Below are 16,023 nucleotides of genomic sequence, written 5' to 3'. Positions count from 1 at the left end.
GAACACCCATGCACTTCCACGACGACGCCCTCTTCCCCGAGACCCAGGAGAAGCTGGTCATCACGTGTGCCCCGTACGGTCCCGAGTGGGAGCCGGACGACTTCCGCGAAGACCTGCCGCTGACGATGGACGAGCACGTCCAGAAGGCAGTGGACTGCTACGAGGCCGGCGCCACCGTCCTGCACATCCACGTCCGTGAGCTCGACGGCAAGGGCTCCAAGCGGCTCTCGAAGTTCAACGAGTTGCTCGCCGGACTGCGCCAGGCGGTGCCGGACATGATCCTGCAGGTCGGCGGATCGATCTCCTTCGCACCCGAAGGCGAAGGCGCGGATGCGAAGTGGCTCTCGGACGACACGCGGCACATGCTGGCCGACCTCGATCCCGCACCCGACCAGGTGACGATCGCGATCAACACCTCTCAGATGAACATCATGGAACTCATGACCGCCGACGACATCGCCGGCACCTCGATGGAGCGGCCCGAGCTCGCCGAGGCGTACCGGGAGATGACGGTACCGGCAGGCCCGGCGTGGGTCGAGGAGCATCTGCGTCGCCTGCAGGCGGCAGGAATTCAGCCGCACTTCCAGCTCTCGAGCATCCCCCAGCTCGAGACCGTCGAGCGGCTCATCCGGCGCGGGATCTACACCGGTCCGCTCAACCTGACCTGGGTCGGCATCGGCGGCGGCTTCGACGGCCCCAACCCGTACAACATCATGAACTTCATCCAGCGAGTCCCGGACGGTGCCTGCCTGACCCTCGAGACCCTGATGCGCAGCGTGCTGCCGGTCAACGCGATGGCGATCGCGATGGGCCTGCACCCCCGTTGCGGTAACGAAGACACCATCTGGGGACGCAAGGGCGAGAAGATGACCTCCGTCCAGCAGGTCGAGCAGTTGGTCCGCGTCGCGGGTGAACTGGGCCGCGAGGTGGCCACCGGCAAGGAGGCCCGCGACATCTACCGGATCGGTCAGACCTACGCCGATGCCGACGAGACCCTCGCCAAGCTCGGCTACGCGCCCAACCGCCGTCCGGGACAGGTCGGCTTCACCCACCACGCCTGATTTTCGGCGCCGGGGGATTTGCATCACGCCGGGGAGAGAGCCGGACAGACCGCCGCTCACACGAGCACGGCCGGCTCTCTCCCCCACCCCTTTATCACTCCTGACGGCCATAGGAGGCCTCATGGGACTGCCCGCCACCACCGCCCTGAACACCACCACCCCGAATACCACCACCGGGAGCACCGCCCCGGCCTCCCGGTCGCGGTTCTACCCCTGGATCGTCTTCGCACTCACCTTCGGCCTGCTGCTGTCGGACTACATGTCCCGGCAGGTCCTCAGTGCCGTCTTCCCGCTCCTCAAAACCGAATGGACACTGACCGATTCACAGCTGGCGTCGCTCAGCAGCGTCGTCGCGCTGATGGTCGGACTGCTCACCCTTCCGCTGTCGCTGCTCGCCGACCGGTGGGGTCGTGTGAAGAGCCTCGTCCTGATGGCCGTGCTCTGGAGCATCGCCACACTGCTCTGCGCCGTGGCGAGCAGCTACGAGCAGATGCTCGGGGCCCGCTTCCTGGTCGGCGTGGGTGAAGCCGCCTACGGCAGCGTCGGCATCGCGGTGGTTCTCAGCGTGTTCGCCCCGCGAGTGCACTCCACGCTCAGCGGCGCCTTCATGGGCGGCGGATCGTTCGGGTCCGTGATCGGCGTCGCCCTCGGCGGCGTGATCGCCGTAAACCTCGGCTGGCGCTGGTCGTTCGCCGCGATGGCCGTCTTCGGGCTCATGCTCGTCGCCCTGTTCCGGGCTCTGGTCTCCGAACGCAAACTTGCTCAGCATGCGGCCGACGACGACCCTGCCGACGCACCCGGCCCCGCCGGATTCCGGGCGCCGATCTCGAGCCTGTTCACCACCCCCGCCGTCGTGTTCGCCTACATCGGTGGTGGTCTCCAGATGTTTACTGCCGGTGTGCTTCTGGCGTGGCTGCCGAGTTTCTTCAACCGATCCTACGGTCTCGCTCTCGACAAGGCCGGTGCGATGGCCTCGATCTTCGTCCTCCTCGTCGGCAGCGGCATGGTGGTGTGCGGCATCATCACCGACCGCGTGAGCCGCAACGACCCGGCGCGGAAATGGACCACCGCGGTGGTCTTCGGAGTGATCTCCCTCGTCTTCCTCGGCGCCGGGTTCCAGTTGCCGACCGGCACGCCCCAATTGGTCCTGATCGGCATCGGTGCGTTCTTCTCCGCCGGCTCGTCCGGCCCCATCGCCGCGATGGTCGCGAACCTCACCCACTCGTCGGTGCGCGCCTCAGCCTTCGGCACCCTCACCCTGGCCAACAACCTCCTCGGACTGGCGCTGGGACCCTTCGTCGTCGGGGTGCTGGCCGACCGCTTCGGCCTGGTCACAGCCCTGCAGATCGCTCCCCTGATCTACATCGTCGCGATCGTGGCCCTGATCCTCGGCAAGCGCGCCTACCCGGCCGGACGCCGCAAGCTCGCCGCCCTCACCGCCGCACCCGCCTGATCCACCTCCGAAGAATTGGAGCCGACCGTGACCACCTCCACCTCCACCTCACCGACCGTGGTGATCGTGCCCGGACTGCGGGACCACGTCGCCGACCACTGGCAGACCTTGCTCGCCGAGAGACTCGACACCGCGCGGACGGTGCCGCCGCTCGAACGGGACAAGCTCAGCCTCGCGGCCCGGGTCGCCGCCCTCGACACCGTCCTCGCCGACATCGACGGCCCGGTCGTGCTGGTCGCTCACAGTGCGGGAGTCGCGATTACCGTCCACTGGGCGCAGCAGTCCTCCCGCCCGATCCAGGGCGCCCTGCTCGCCACCCCACCGGACCTCGAGGAACCACTGCCCGCGGGGTATCCCACCCCCGAGGAACTCGAGCAGGGTGGTTGGGATCCCGTCCCCCGCCGCCGGCTGCCGTTCCCCAGCGTCGTCGCCGCCAGCACGAACGATCCGCTGGCCCGATTCCGTCGGGTCGCCGGAATGGCCGAGGCCTGGGGGAGCCGGCTCGTCGACCTCGGTGCGGTCGGACACCTCAACCCTGCCGCCGGTTACGGGTACTGGCCGTACGCCGAGGAACTGCTCCGGGAACTGATCGAGAGCACGGTCGTTCCCGGGCTCGCGAACGCAGGTGGCCGATGACGCGCAAGGTCTTCGGTTCGGCAGCCGAAGCGGTCGCAGACATCACCTCCGGTGCGTCGCTGGCGGTCGGCGGGTTCGGGTTGTGCGGAATCCCGGACGAGCTGATCGCCGCGATCGCCGCCGGTGACGCCACCGATCTGGAGGTGTTTTCCAACAACTGCGGCGTCGACGGCCACGGACTCGGTATCCTGCTCGCCCACAGTCGGATTCGCCGCGTCACCGCGTCGTATGTCGGGGAGAACAAGGAATTTGCGCGCCAATACCTGACGGGTGAGCTCGAGGTCGAACTGACGCCGCAGGGCACTCTGGCCGAGAAGCTGCGTGCCGGCGGTGCGGGGATCCCCGCGTTCTTCACCCCCGCCGGGGTCGGAACGCCCGTGTCCGACGGCGGGCTGCCGTGGCGGTACGCCGCCGACGGATCGGTGGCCGTCGCGTCTCCGCCGAAAGAGATCCGCGAGTTCGCCGGCCGCCAGTATGTGCTCGAGGAGTCGATCACCGCCGACTTCGCACTCGTCCACGCCCGCATCGGCGACGCCGAAGGCAACCTCGTCTTCGCCAAGGCCGCAGGCAACTTCAACCCGCTCGCCGCGATGGCCGGCCGTGTCTGCATCGCGCAGGTCGAGCAACTCGTCGAGCCCGGTGTCCTCGACCCGGCGCGGGTGCACCTGCCGGGGATCTTCGTCGACCGGATCGTCCACACCGGAACTCAGGACAAGCAGATCGAGAAACGCACCGTCGCCGCGAGGAAGGACTGACATGACGACCATCGTCGAGACGATCGGCTGGACCCGCGAGGACATGGCAGCCCGTGCCGCCCGAGAACTGTCGCCGGGCGAGTACGTCAACCTCGGTATCGGGCTGCCCACGCTGATCCCCAACTTCCTGCCGCCGGGGGTCGACGTGACGCTGCACAGCGAGAACGGCATCCTCGGGACCGGCCCGTATCCGGACGAGGACGCGGTCGACGCGGATCTGATCAACGCAGGCAAGGAAACGGTCACCGTCAACGCGGGCGCATCGTTCTTCGATTCGGCGCTCAGCTTCGGGATGATCCGCGGCGCCCACATCGACACCGCCGTCCTCGGCGGAATGCAGGTCTCCGCGGCAGGCGACCTCGCGAACTGGATGGTTCCGGGAAAGATGGTCAAGGGCATGGGCGGTGCGATGGACCTCGTGCACGGCGCCCGCACAGTCATCGTGGTCATGGAGCACTGCGACAAGTTCGGTGCCCCGAAGATCGTCGAACGCTGCACCCTGCCTCTCACCGGACGCGGTGTCGTGCACCGGATCATCACCAACCTGGCCGTCGTCGACGTCACCGACTCCGGTCTCGTGTTGCGCGAGTGCGCGCCCGGGGTCACCGAAGACCTGGTCCGCTCCGCGACCGCAGCGGCGCTGTCGTAGCGCTCTCCCACCCTCCCACCACGAGAAAGTCTCCCGTGCTCAACCTTTCCGTCCTTCTCGAAGACTCCGCCCGCCGATTCCCCGACCGCGACGCCCTGATTCTCGGCGCCACACGGATGACGTACGCCGACCTCGACGCCCGGTCGAACCAGGTCGCGAACCTGCTGATGTCGTGCGGCATCGAACCCGGCGACAAGGTCGCGCTCTCCTGCCCCAACCTCCCCCAGTTCCCCGTCGTCTACTACGGCATCCTCAAGGCCGGCGCCGTGGTCGTACCGCTCAACGTGTTGCTCAAGGACCGCGAGATCGCCTACCACCTTGCCGATTCCGACGCCAAGGCGTACTTGTGCTACGACGGCACCCCCGACCTGCCGATGGGCGAGTACGGGCGGTCCGCGTTCACACAGAGTCCCCACTGCCGCACCATGTTCCGCATCACCGCCGACCCCGACGCTCCCGCCACGATCGACGGCATCGGAACGCTCGCGGACGCCGTCGCGGATCGCGACACCGAGGTCGAGACCGTGGTCCGCGAACCCGGGGACACCGCTGTCATCCTCTACACGAGCGGGACCACCGGAAAACCCAAGGGCGCCGAGCTCACCCACGCCAACATGGTGCTCAACGCGCTGACCGCCAACCGGCTCTTCGACAGCACTCCAGCCACCCACGACCGGTACCTGGTGACCCTCCCGCTGTTCCACTCGTTCGGCCAGACCGTCACCCTCAATGCCGGAATCTCGGTCGGGGCGACCCTCGTGCTGCTGCCCCGGTTCGAGGCCGCCGCCGCACTCGACCTCATCGAACGGGAGAACATCACCGTATTCGCCGGGGTGCCCACCATGTACTGGGGTCTGCTCGGCGCCCTCGACGAACACCCCGCCGACATCGACCGCATCGCCGGCAACATGCGACTCGCGATCTCCGGCGGCGCCGCGCTGCCGGTGGAGATCCTCACCCGGTTCGCCGACCGCTTCGGTGTCCAGATCCTCGAGGGATACGGACTGTCCGAGACGTCACCGCTCGCGACGTTCAGCGACCCCGGCGGCGATCCACGGCCCGGCTCGATCGGTGTCCCGGTGTGGGGAATCGAGGCCCGGCTCGTCGACAGGAACTGGAACACCGTCACCAGAGCCGGTGACATCGGCGAGATCGCGTTGCGCGGCCACAACATCATGAAGGGCTACTACAACCGCCCGGACGCCACGGCAGAAGTGCTGCGGGACGGCTGGTTCCGGACCGGCGACCTCGCCCGTGTCGACGACGACGGCTTCTACTACATCGTCGACCGGGCCAAGGACCTGATCGTGCGCGGCGGATTCAATGTGTACCCCCGTGAGATCGAAGAGGTCCTCCTCGGCCACGACGCCATCTCTCTCGCCGCCGTCGTCGGCGTCCCCGACGACAGCCACGGCGAGGAGATCAAGGCGTACGTCATCCTCGAGCCGGGCGCACAGGTCACCGCGGACGAGGTGATCGCCTGGGCCAAGCAGCAGATGGCGAGCTACAAGTACCCCCGCACCGTCGAATTCGTCACCACCCTTCCGATGACCGCCACCGGCAAGATCCTCAAACGCGAACTCGGCCGCGCCCCGGCCGCACTCTGATACCGAAAGCACAAGCGTGAGCGACACTCCCCTCCCCACCATCCCCGACGAGCTCACCGCTCCCCTCGACCTCCTCCTCACCAGCGGAACCCGCGGCGTCGCCGCCCGCATGCTGCCCGACAGCTCGTGGGGCCGCCTCGGGGTCAGCCTCGCCGGCCGTCCGGGGACCCTCGCCCGGCGCGGCGGCGCCCTCGCCCGCGAACTCGGCGCAATTGCCGCCGGCACCTCGGACCGATCTCCCGCGAAGGCCGACAAGCGCTTCGGCGACGCCGCGTGGCAGCAGAACCCGGCCCTGCGCCGGGCGATGCAGGCGTATCTCGCGACATCGCACACCGCCGCCGCCCTGCTCGACGACGCCGAACTCGACTGGCGTGACCACGAGCGGATGCGGTTCGTTCTCGACAACCTCGTCGAAGGTCTGTCCCCCACCAACAATCCACTTCTCAGCCCGCTGGGCTGGAAGGCAATGGTGGATACCGGTGGTCTCAGTGCGGCACGTGGCGTCCGGGCGTTCGTGCGCGACATACTGTCGAGCCCTCGCGTGCCTGCCATGGTCGAACCCGACGCGTTCGCCGTCGGGGAGGACGTGGCTGCAACGAAGGGTGCCGTGGTCCTGCAGACCCGTACCTTCGAACTGATCCACTACACGCCGCAGACGGAAAAGGTCCACGCCACACCGCTGTTGATCGTCCCACCCGTCATCAACAAGTACTACATACTCGACATCGCACCGGGCCGCAGTCTCGTCGAGTACCTCCTGCAGCAGGGTCAGCAGGTCTTCGCGATCTCCTGGCGCAACCCGCACGCCCGCCACCGGGACTGGGGTGCCGACACGTACGGTGCCGCGATCGTGGAGGCGCTCGACGCGGTGCAGTGCATCGCCGGGACCGACAGCGCCCACCTCCTGGGCACCTGCTCGGGCGGGATTCTCGCGGCGATGGTCGCCGCGCATCTCACCCAGGTCGGCGAGGGCGACCGCGTCGCCGGCCTCACCCTGGCCGTCACCGTCCTCGACCAGACCCAGGCCGGTACCGCGGCGGCCGTCATGAGCGAGCGCGCCGCCGCAGCCGCCATCCGCGCCTCGGCCGCCAAGGGATATCTCGACGGCCGCACCCTCGCCGAGATGTTCGCCTGGCTGCGTCCGACCGACCTGATCTGGCGGTACTGGGTGAACAACTACGTGCAGGGCCGGGCTCCCGCAGCCTTCGACGTGCTGTTCTGGAACTCGGACACCACCCGCATGGCGGCGGCACTGCACCGCGATCTCGTCCTGCTCGGACTGCGCAACGCGCTGACGGCGCCGGGCGCTGCGACCATGCTCGGCACACCCGTCGACCTGGCCACCGTGACCGCCGACGCATACGTCGTCGGCGGCTCCGCCGACCACCTCTGCCCGTGGCAGTCCACCTACCGGAGCGCTCGCCTGCTCGGCAGCAAGGACTCCCGGTTCGTGCTGTCGTCGAACGGTCACATCGCCTCACTCGTGAACCCGCCGGGCAATCCGCGAGCGTCCTTCCGATTCGGGCAGCCCGCCCCGGAGACCCCGGACGAGTGGCTGACCGCGGCGGAGACCGCACCGGACTCGTGGTGGCCCGACTACGCCCGCTGGCTCGCCGAGCGCAGCGGACCCGGCATCGACGCCCCCGGCGGCCTCGGCGCCCGGCAGTTCCCCCCGCTCGGTCCCGCCCCGGGCACCTACGTCCACCACAGCTGACCCGCTCGACACCACAGAGGTAATCCATGCCCATGCATCTCACAAAACCCACCGATCTCCTCGATCTCGTCGGACAGACCATCGGAACCACCGGCACGCTGAAAATCGCGCAGGATCAGGTGAATCTGTTCGCCGACGCGACCGGGGACCACCAGTGGATCCACACCGATCCCGAACGCGCGGCCAGCGGCCCCTTCGGCAGCACGATCGCGCACGGCTACCTCACGCTGTCGCTGGCGCCGAGCGTCCTCGCCGAGGTTCTCACCGTCGACGGCGTCCACGCCGCCCTCAATTACGGCCTGAACAAGGTGCGGTTCCCCGCTCCCGTGCCCGTCGGTTCCGCGCTCCGCGTCACCGTGTCCGTCATCTCGGCCGGGCAGAAACCGGCCGGCATCGAGGCCGTCTTCCGCTTGACCTACGAGATCGACGGCGGAACGCGTCCGGTGTGCGTCGCCGACGTCGTGGTGCTCTACACGTGAGCGTGACCGAATTGTTCGGCAGGAGCGACCGGTTCGAGGACAGGGTCGTTCCGGTCGGGGGTCGGCGGATCCGGGTGCGGATCCGCCGCGGGACCGGTGTGCCCCTGGTTCTGTGCAACGGCATCGGAGCGGGCCTGGAAGTGCTGGACCCGCTGGTCGCCGCGATGGATCCGGCGGCGCCGATCATCCGCTTCGACGTTCCCGGCACCGGGGGTTCGCCGGCATCACCGGTCCCGTACGCCATTCCCGCGCTCGCGTGCGGCCTGAGCCGCCTCCTCGACGAGATCGGGGTCGGTGCCGTCGACGTCCTCGGATTGTCCTGGGGCGGAGCGCTGGCCCAGCAGTTCGCCCTGCAGAACCCGCGGCGCTGCCGCCGACTCGTCCTCGTCGCCACCGGAACCGGTGCCGTGATGATTCCCGGCCACCCGCGTGTGCTCGCGAAGATGCTGACTCCGAGACGGTTCACCGACACCGGCTACGCCGCGGCCATCGCCGGCGACCTGTACGGCGGCACGGCCCGCGACGGCGGCGAGGGCGTTGCGCGCATCTTTCGGAAGCAGACGCACACGGGCTCGCGCATCGGTTATCTCCATCAACTCCTCGCGGGGGCGGTGTGGACGAGCCTGCCGGTACTACCACTCATCCGGCAGCCCACGCTGATCGTCGCGGGCACCGACGACCCGATCATTCCCGTCGCCAACGCCCACGTCATGAACGCGCTCCTGCCGCACGCGACCCTGCACCTCCACCCCGGCGGGCACCTCGACATCGTCACCAATGCAGCCGATCTCGCCCCTGCTGTCACGACCTTTCTCGCGGCTCCGTAGCCGTCGGCCCACACAACAGGTCAGCCGTCCTCCCCGATCGCCGCAAGCGTCGTCCGCAGACGCTCGGTATCCGCCGGGGTCCAGCCCTCGGGCGACAGGATTGCGCTCCACGCGTCGGCGATGTCGACGACGTACGTGTGTCCGTGCCCGTCGGGAACGCCCGTCGACACCGCCATGTCGGCCGCCACCTGAAGGAACGTCACGAACGGGAACCACTGGGTGCTGTCGAGAACGTCGTATCCACGGTCCTCCTTCAGCCAATCCGGCTCGCTCAGCAGCAATTCCGGCGACCACCAGACGATCGGGTCCGACGGGTGCTGCAGATAAACCATCCGTGGCCGTCCCCACGGGGCGTCGGGGCGCGGCAGGTCCTCCGGCGCCCGCGCACCGAATCGAATGGTCTCGCCCTGCTCGTAGATCGGAAGCCATTCGGGCGAGCCCGGATCGCGGTTCGTGGTGACGTCGGTCCAGATCTCGTTCGCGTTCGGCGGTCCCGTGAACAACACACCGTCGGTGCGCGCCTCGACGTCGTCGACACTGCCGAATGCACTTTCGCCCCCGAACGAGCCGAGGCTCTCCCCCATCACGACGAGCTTCGGGCGGGACCCCGGCGGCAACACCTTCCATTTGTCGTACACCGCGTCGAACAAGGCCTCCCCGGCCTGGTGGGCCCGCTCCTTGTCCACCAGGAAGGACAGCCAACTCGGCAGATAGGAGTACTGCAACCCGACCATCGCAGTGTCGCCGTTGTACATGTACTCCAGCGAGGAGGCGAGGCTCTCGTTGATCCACCCGGTACCGGTGGTCGTGGCCACACCGACGACCGCACGATCGAACCCGCCTGCGCGTTCGAGTTCGTCCGCTGCCAGTTGGGCGTTCTCGCGGATCGAATCGCCGCCGCTGGCGAGCCCGGCGTACGTCCGGATCGGCTCCACCGCGGGCCGCCCGCCATTGAACGTGGACAATTCGTCGACGGTCGGACCACGCGACATGAAGGAACGGCCCTGCCGACCCAGCGAATCCCACGTGACGAGCGAGTCCGGCCCGCCCGAACGCAGCGACGACGTCGGCGGCTCGTCACCGGCCTTGGTCTCCTGGTTGACGGCGGCGAACGAATTGTTCAACCCCGACATGATCACCCGCACCGCCGCGCCGTTGACGAGTGCGAAGAGCAGCGCGACCACCAGTACACCGATGACCGTCGCCGAGATCCGCCGCGGCACCACCCGGCTGATCTTGCGTTCGACCCACCACACCGCCCGCAGCAGCACGCGGGCCAGCGCCACCAACCCGACGTAGATCAGCACCGCCACGATCACCATGACGAGATAGCCGAACCACGGGAACGGTGCGGCACTCATGATCGCCCGCAACTGCGACTGCCAATCCCAGAACCACACCAGCATCGCCGCGGTTCCGACGATCCCGATCACCGACGCCACCCGGCGCACCACTGTCTTCACCCGGGCAGGCGCCTCCCGGTGCACGAGGTAGCGGATCAACTTGGAACCGAGGAATCCGATGGCGTAGCCGATCGCCGCCGAAACGCCGGTGACCAATCCCTGGAAGAAGGGACCACGCGGCAGCAGTGTCGGCGTCAACGACAGCCACACGAACAGCACCGCGACCACCAGCCCCCCGAAGGCATAGCGGTCCGGAAGCCAGCGGCGATACCCGGGTGGCCGGACGGGACCGGCTTCGCGCTCGGGTGCACCGTCGATCACTTCGTTCGGCACCTACCAAGCGTAGCCGTCACAGAGTCGCGTTCGACGGCAATCCGCAATCACACCGCGTCCCGTGAACATCGAAGCCCACGTGGGATGTTCGCATTTCGGCCGAGTCCGCTCACCCCGGCGTCATCGGCGACCTGTGAGACCGGTGTCCGCACGCGACCCCGGGATCCTGAATCGTTCGTCAGGTCCGGGTGAGGACCCGTGGCCCGATCTGGTGGGCGAGCTCGAGCGCGAGTTCGAGCGCCAGCCGGCGTTCGCCGGGAGGGTGACCGAGGAGTTCGGTTGCACGCGCGACGCGTTGCAGGACGGTGTTGCGGTGGGTGTGCAGGCGGACGGCGGCGCGGGGTGCGTTGTCCGCTTCGTCGAGAAACACCCGCAAGGTCTCACGGAGCCGAGCTGCACTGGGTGTGTCCGCGGCGAGCGGGCCCAGCGTCGTTGCGACGAAATCGGCCGCGCGGTCTGGGTTCTGCGCTGCCAGCGCCGTGACTTCGAGGTCGCGGTAGAGCGCTAGGCGCGCGCCGCTCGGATGCCCGCTGAGCAGCCGCTGGATGGTCAGCGCCGCATCATGTGAGCGGCGGAACCCGGTGATGCCGGGCTGGGTGGGGCCGACCGCGACGCGGACATTGGGTTGCGCTCGGGTGAGCGCGTCGCGCAGTGTGTCGAGCGCGGGGTCGGAGTCGGTGCCGAACCATGCCCACAGCGTCGAGGTCCCGGCGGGGAGGGTCAGCGGAGGGCGCGCACCGGCGGCGCGGGCGAGGCTGGTGGCGGCGGACTCCAGCGCGCCCTGCACCTCGCCGGGCGGTTGGGCCCACAACACGAGTGCGGTATGGCGCCGGGCCAGCTCGTACCCCAAGCGTTCGCCGGCTCGGCGACTGTCGATCGGGGCACCGTCGAGGATCAGACGAATGGTCTCGGCACGGCGTGCGAGCGCACCACCGAGCACCTCCTCGCGCTCGCGCTGCGCGTCGGCAATGACACGGCCGATCACGTGGTCGACGTACTCGAACAGGTGCTGCGAAAACGCCTCCAACAACTCGACGAGCTGCGGGCCCGGTGGGACGATCCGTGCGGCATGCGCGATGAAGCTCTGCCACACCAGGTTCTGCCCTCGGCGGTAGGCGTGGAAGATCACGTCGAGGTCGCTGCCGCGGCGAACGACGGTGCGGACTACATCCAGCGCCTCCGGTGGGACGTCGATCGGTGCGGCGCGGCCGTCGCGGCGTGCGAGTGTAGTGAGTAGGCGCGCGACGTTCGCGCGGTTGCTTGCCGACATCTCCGCCGCGATTGCTGCATCGGCGCCCAGCGCTGGGGCCAGCTTGACCTCCTCGGCGTCCATGTCTTCGACGAACTGATCGAGTTCGGCGAGCATCGACTCGGCGACATCACCCATGAGACCCACGATCACAGTCGGGGTCGTTCCGCTGGTCATGAAACGAGTGTGCTACCGCACATAGTCGGGGGCAAGGATTAGGCGAGCGGACATGTTGCTGGGTGCGGGTGCAGACCTACTGTGAAACACATCACAACCTCGCACGACAGCGACCAGGAGACCCCAGTGACGATCACGACCATCCCCGAGGTGGAGACCATGGACTTCGATGTGTTGATCATCGGCGCCGGCATCTCCGGAATCGGTGCGGCCTACCACCTGAAGACCCGCCGGCCCGACACGACGTTCGCGATCCTGGAGGGTAAGGACGCGATCGGCGGGACGTGGACCCAGTTCCGCTACCCGGGGATCCGCTCGGACTCCGACATGCCGACCTTCGGCTTCGGATTCAAGCCGTGGACGCACAAGAAGGCGATCGCCGACGCGCACATCATCCTGGACTACCTGCAGGAGACCGTCACCGAGAACCACATCGACGAGCACATCCGATTCGGATACCGGGTGTCGTCGGCGGAGTTCTCCTCGTCGGCGGGGCACTGGACCGTGACCGCGCAACGTTCCGGCAGCGACGAGACCGTGCAGATCACCGCGCGATTCCTGTTCTCCGGCACCGGCTACTACAACCACGAGGCCGGCTTCACGCCCGAGTTCGACGGCATCGAGGACTTCACCGGCCAAGTGGTTCATCCCCAGCACTGGCCCGAAGAGCTCGACTACTCCGGCAAGAAGGTGGTTGTCATCGGCAGCGGCGCGACCGCGGCAACGCTGATCCCCGCGATGGCCGGCACCGCCGCGCACATCACGATGTTGCAGCGCTCGCCGAGCTACGTGCTCTCGCTGCCGGCCGAGGACGCGATCGCGAACACGCTCAACAAGCTGATCGGCCCGAAGCGTGCCTACCCGATCATCCGGCGCAAGAACATCATGATGCACCGCGGGATCTTCAAGGCCTGCCGCCGCTCCCCGAAGCTCATGCGCAAGCTGTTGATCGCCAACGTCCGCCGCCAACTGCCCAAGAACTTCGACGTCGACACCCACTTCACCCCCCGCTACAACCCCTGGGATCAGCGCCTGTGCATGGTGCCCAACGGCGACCTGTTCAAGGCGATCTCGACAGGCCACGCCTCGGTGGTGACGGACCGGATCGAGCGTTTCACCGAAACCGGGATCCGGCTCGAGTCCGGCCAGGAACTCGAGGCCGACATCGTCGTCACCGCCACCGGTCTGAACATGCTCGCGTTCGGTGCGATCCAGCTCAGAGTCGACGGAGAGCCGGTGAATCCGCCCGACACGACCGTCTACAAGTCGATGATGCTCAGCGGCCTACCGAACTTCGTGTTCGCACTCGGCTACACGAACATCTCCTGGACGCTCAAGGTCGACCTCATCAGCGAGCACTTCTGCCGACTGCTCGACCACATGGACGAGCGCGGCTACACCACGGTCGAACCGGTCCTCACCGATCCGGGCATGGAACGGGTCCCGTTGCTCGACCTCACCTCCGGATACGTCCAGCGTGCGGTCGCCGCGTTCCCCCGTGCAGGCACCAGCGGCCCGTGGACGGCCGCGATGGCCTACGAGAAGGACGTCGAGCGGCTGCGTGAGGGGCCGATCGAGGACGCCGACCTGCGATTCACCGCCAACCAGCCGGCTCTGCTGGCCTCGTGATCGGAGCGAGCACGATGAAGAACGAGATCACCTTCACCAGCCACGGCGTCACCTGTGCGGCCTGGCACGTTCCGGCCACCACCGACGCGGCGGACCGGGAACCCGGCCGGCCGTGCGTGGTCATGGCACACGGCTTCGGCGGCACCCGGGACACCGGCCTGCTGAGCTACGCCGAGGCATTCGCTGAGGCAGGCATCGATGCGTTCGTCTTCGACTACCGCGGCTTCGGTGACTCGGACGGCAGTCCACGCCAGGATGTTTCGTTCCGGCGTCAGCGACAGGACTACCGTGCCGCGATCGATGCGGCCCGCCGCCTGCCGGGCGTCGACCCGGACCGGATCGCACTGTGGGGGACGTCGTACTCCGGTGGTCACGTCATCGCGGTCGCGGCGGAGGATCGGCGCATCTCGGCGGTCGTTTCCATGACACCGGCCACCGACGGGTCGGCCGCCCTGGTGCAAATCGCCCGCTATGCCGGACCCGGCCAGCTGGTTCGCGCCACCGGACACGGGCTGCGGGACGTCGCCCGTGCGCTGACCAAGCGCGCACCGCACCACGTTCCGGTGGTCGGGCAGCCCGGGTCGGCGGCGATCATCAGCACGCCCGGCGCCGAGGAGGCCTACACCTCCATGGCCGGCGCCACCTGGCGCAACGAAGTGTGTGCACGCACAGCACTGGAGGTCGGGTTGAACCGGCCCACTACGTTCGCCCGTCGTCTCACCTGCCCGATCCTGGTGCAAGTCGGCTCACGCGACCGCATCGCGCCGCCTGACGCCGCGCGCCGGACCGCCGCGAAGGCCGGTCCGCTCGCGCAACTACGCGAGTACCCCGTCGATCACTTCGACGTCTACCAGGGGCCGTGGCAGCAGCAGGCACTGGCCGACCAGCTCGCCTTTCTCCACCAAGTCCTCGACCCCGTCCGCAGCACGCCGTCACTGACGATGTGAGACGGCACCCATCGCACATCAGAAATGTGCATCACCGAACACGAACGGAGAAGTTATGTCCGACCTGAATCGGGTCACCGTATTGGGCGCAGGTGTCCTCGGCGGGCAGATTGCATGGCACAGCGCGTTCAAGGGAAAGGACGTTGTCGTCTACGACCTACACCAGAAGGCCATCGACAATTGCCGTGCTGCGCACGAAATGTACGCCGACATCTACCGCGTGGACGTCGCCGCCACCGACGAGGACATCGCGAAGACCCGGAAACGGTTGACCTATAGCACCGACATTTCCGAGGCCGTTCAGCATGCAGACTTGGTCATCGAAGCGGTATCGGAGAGGCCCGACGTGAAGACCAGCGTCTACGAGACCATGGCACCGCACCTCCCCGAACACACGATGATCGCGACGAACTCGTCGACATTGTTGCCGCAGGACTTTGCGGCAGCGACCGGACGTCCGGAAAAATACTGCGCGCTGCACTTCGCCAATCTCATCTGGAAACTGAATGCCGTCGAGATCATGGCGCACCCGGAAACCGCGCGAGATACGTTGATCGCGGCCACCGAGTTCGGCATCGAAATCGGCATGGTCCCCGTCCCGATACAGAAGCAGCAGAATGGGTACGCCATCAATACCTGGCTCGTTCCCCTGCTGAATGCCGCACAGACTCTCGTGACAAACGATGTCGCAACAGCCGAGGACGTCGACCGAACGTACATGATCGTCAATCGTGGCTGCTCCATGGGCCCATTGGGGTTGATGGACGTCATCGGCATGACCACCGTGTTCAATGTGCTCGACCACTGGGGACATGTGAACAACGACGAGCAGATGCTCCGGAATGCCCACTACATCGAGAAGAACTTCCTCGATCAGGGTCTGCTGGGATTGCAGACAGCACACGGATACTACAACTATCCCGATCCTGCCTACGGTGCCGACGACTTCCTTTCTCCCCCAGACATTTCCGCAGCCTCCGACATCGCGGAGAGGGCGTTACTGCTCGCACCCGTCGGCCAATAGGCCACCGGCGCGATGTGGCAGCACTATGCCCGTAATCCTCATGCGCACGCACCCACTACGCGGGTAGTCACCCGTTTCGG

The 16,023-nt window shown here is 67.5% G+C and carries 14 protein-coding genes; 12 read left to right on the top strand and 2 right to left on the bottom strand.

All coding sequences use genetic code 11. The features are described from left to right. Window positions 1-8 precede the first annotated feature (8 nt). The 9 genes from PSR88_RS19195 (at window position 9) to PSR88_RS19155 (ending at window position 9,181) form a co-directional block, all read left to right on the top strand. The gene (locus PSR88_RS19195) at window positions 9-1,061 is read left to right on the top strand and encodes a 3-keto-5-aminohexanoate cleavage protein (protein ID WP_009476856.1); all 1,053 of its coding nucleotides are present in this window, start codon (window positions 9-11) and stop codon (window positions 1,059-1,061) included. A gap of 121 nt (window positions 1,062-1,182) precedes the next feature. Further along, window positions 1,183-2,514, top strand: a complete 1,332-nt coding sequence (locus tag PSR88_RS19190; RefSeq protein WP_009476855.1) for an MFS transporter — start codon at window positions 1,183-1,185, stop codon at window positions 2,512-2,514. A gap of 27 nt (window positions 2,515-2,541) precedes the next feature. Then, window positions 2,542-3,150: an RBBP9/YdeN family alpha/beta hydrolase gene (locus PSR88_RS19185; RefSeq protein ID WP_016884654.1), complete on the top strand. Its 609-nt coding sequence runs from the start codon at window positions 2,542-2,544 to the stop codon at window positions 3,148-3,150. Beyond that, a complete protein-coding gene (locus PSR88_RS19180; protein ID WP_016884655.1) occupies window positions 3,147-3,905 on the top strand; it encodes a CoA transferase subunit A in 759 nt (252 codons plus the stop codon). Before PSR88_RS19185 ends, PSR88_RS19180 begins: the two co-directional genes overlap by 4 nt. A 1-nt stretch (window position 3,906) precedes the next feature. Next, on the top strand, window positions 3,907-4,554 hold the full coding sequence (locus tag PSR88_RS19175; protein ID WP_016884656.1) for a CoA transferase subunit B: 648 nt from the start codon (window positions 3,907-3,909) through the stop codon (window positions 4,552-4,554). 35 nt (window positions 4,555-4,589) lie between these two features. Further along, window positions 4,590-6,161: a long-chain-fatty-acid--CoA ligase gene (locus tag PSR88_RS19170; protein ID WP_016884657.1), complete on the top strand. Its 1,572-nt coding sequence runs from the start codon at window positions 4,590-4,592 to the stop codon at window positions 6,159-6,161. Between the two features lie 16 nt (window positions 6,162-6,177). Next, the gene (locus PSR88_RS19165) at window positions 6,178-7,875 is read left to right on the top strand and encodes a PHA/PHB synthase family protein (RefSeq protein ID WP_016884658.1); all 1,698 of its coding nucleotides are present in this window, start codon (window positions 6,178-6,180) and stop codon (window positions 7,873-7,875) included. Window positions 7,876-7,901: 26 nt separating this feature from the next. Next, entirely contained in the window at window positions 7,902-8,354 is a 453-nt protein-coding gene (locus tag PSR88_RS19160) for a MaoC family dehydratase (RefSeq protein ID WP_029539729.1), read from the top strand. Beyond that, window positions 8,351-9,181: an alpha/beta fold hydrolase gene (locus tag PSR88_RS19155; protein ID WP_016884660.1), complete on the top strand. Its 831-nt coding sequence runs from the start codon at window positions 8,351-8,353 to the stop codon at window positions 9,179-9,181. Before PSR88_RS19160 ends, PSR88_RS19155 begins: the two co-directional genes overlap by 4 nt. A 20-nt stretch (window positions 9,182-9,201) precedes the next feature. On the opposite strand, the gene PSR88_RS19150 is transcribed toward PSR88_RS19155, so the two are convergent. Further along, entirely contained in the window at window positions 9,202-10,917 is a 1,716-nt protein-coding gene (locus tag PSR88_RS19150; RefSeq protein ID WP_016884661.1) for an alpha/beta hydrolase, read from the bottom strand. Between the two features lie 178 nt (window positions 10,918-11,095). Continuing rightward, window positions 11,096-12,343, bottom strand: coding sequence for a PucR family transcriptional regulator (locus PSR88_RS19145; protein WP_192815107.1), 1,248 nt, complete (start codon window positions 12,341-12,343; stop codon window positions 11,096-11,098). Between the two features lie 159 nt (window positions 12,344-12,502). Between PSR88_RS19145 and PSR88_RS19140 the strand changes: the two genes are divergently transcribed. The 3 genes from PSR88_RS19140 to PSR88_RS19130 are packed head-to-tail and all read left to right on the top strand — an operon-like array spanning window position 12,503 to window position 15,943. Next, entirely contained in the window at window positions 12,503-13,972 is a 1,470-nt protein-coding gene (locus PSR88_RS19140) for a flavin-containing monooxygenase (protein WP_192815108.1), read from the top strand. A gap of 14 nt (window positions 13,973-13,986) precedes the next feature. Then, window positions 13,987-14,919 carry an alpha/beta hydrolase gene (locus PSR88_RS19135; protein WP_011596334.1) on the top strand — a complete coding sequence of 311 codons (933 nt, stop codon included), beginning with the start codon at window positions 13,987-13,989 and terminating at the stop codon, window positions 14,917-14,919. A 55-nt stretch (window positions 14,920-14,974) separates the two neighbouring features. Beyond that, complete coding sequence (locus PSR88_RS19130) at window positions 14,975-15,943, top strand: 3-hydroxyacyl-CoA dehydrogenase (protein WP_016884665.1); 969 nt, start codon at window positions 14,975-14,977, stop codon at window positions 15,941-15,943. Window positions 15,944-16,023: the final 80 nt, after the last annotated feature.

The organism is Rhodococcus sp. DK176, assembly GCF_038447315.2.
GTDB lineage: Bacteria > Actinomycetota > Actinomycetes > Mycobacteriales > Mycobacteriaceae > Rhodococcus_F > Rhodococcus_F jostii_A.
This window is presented reverse-complemented; position numbering and strand designations above follow the sequence as displayed.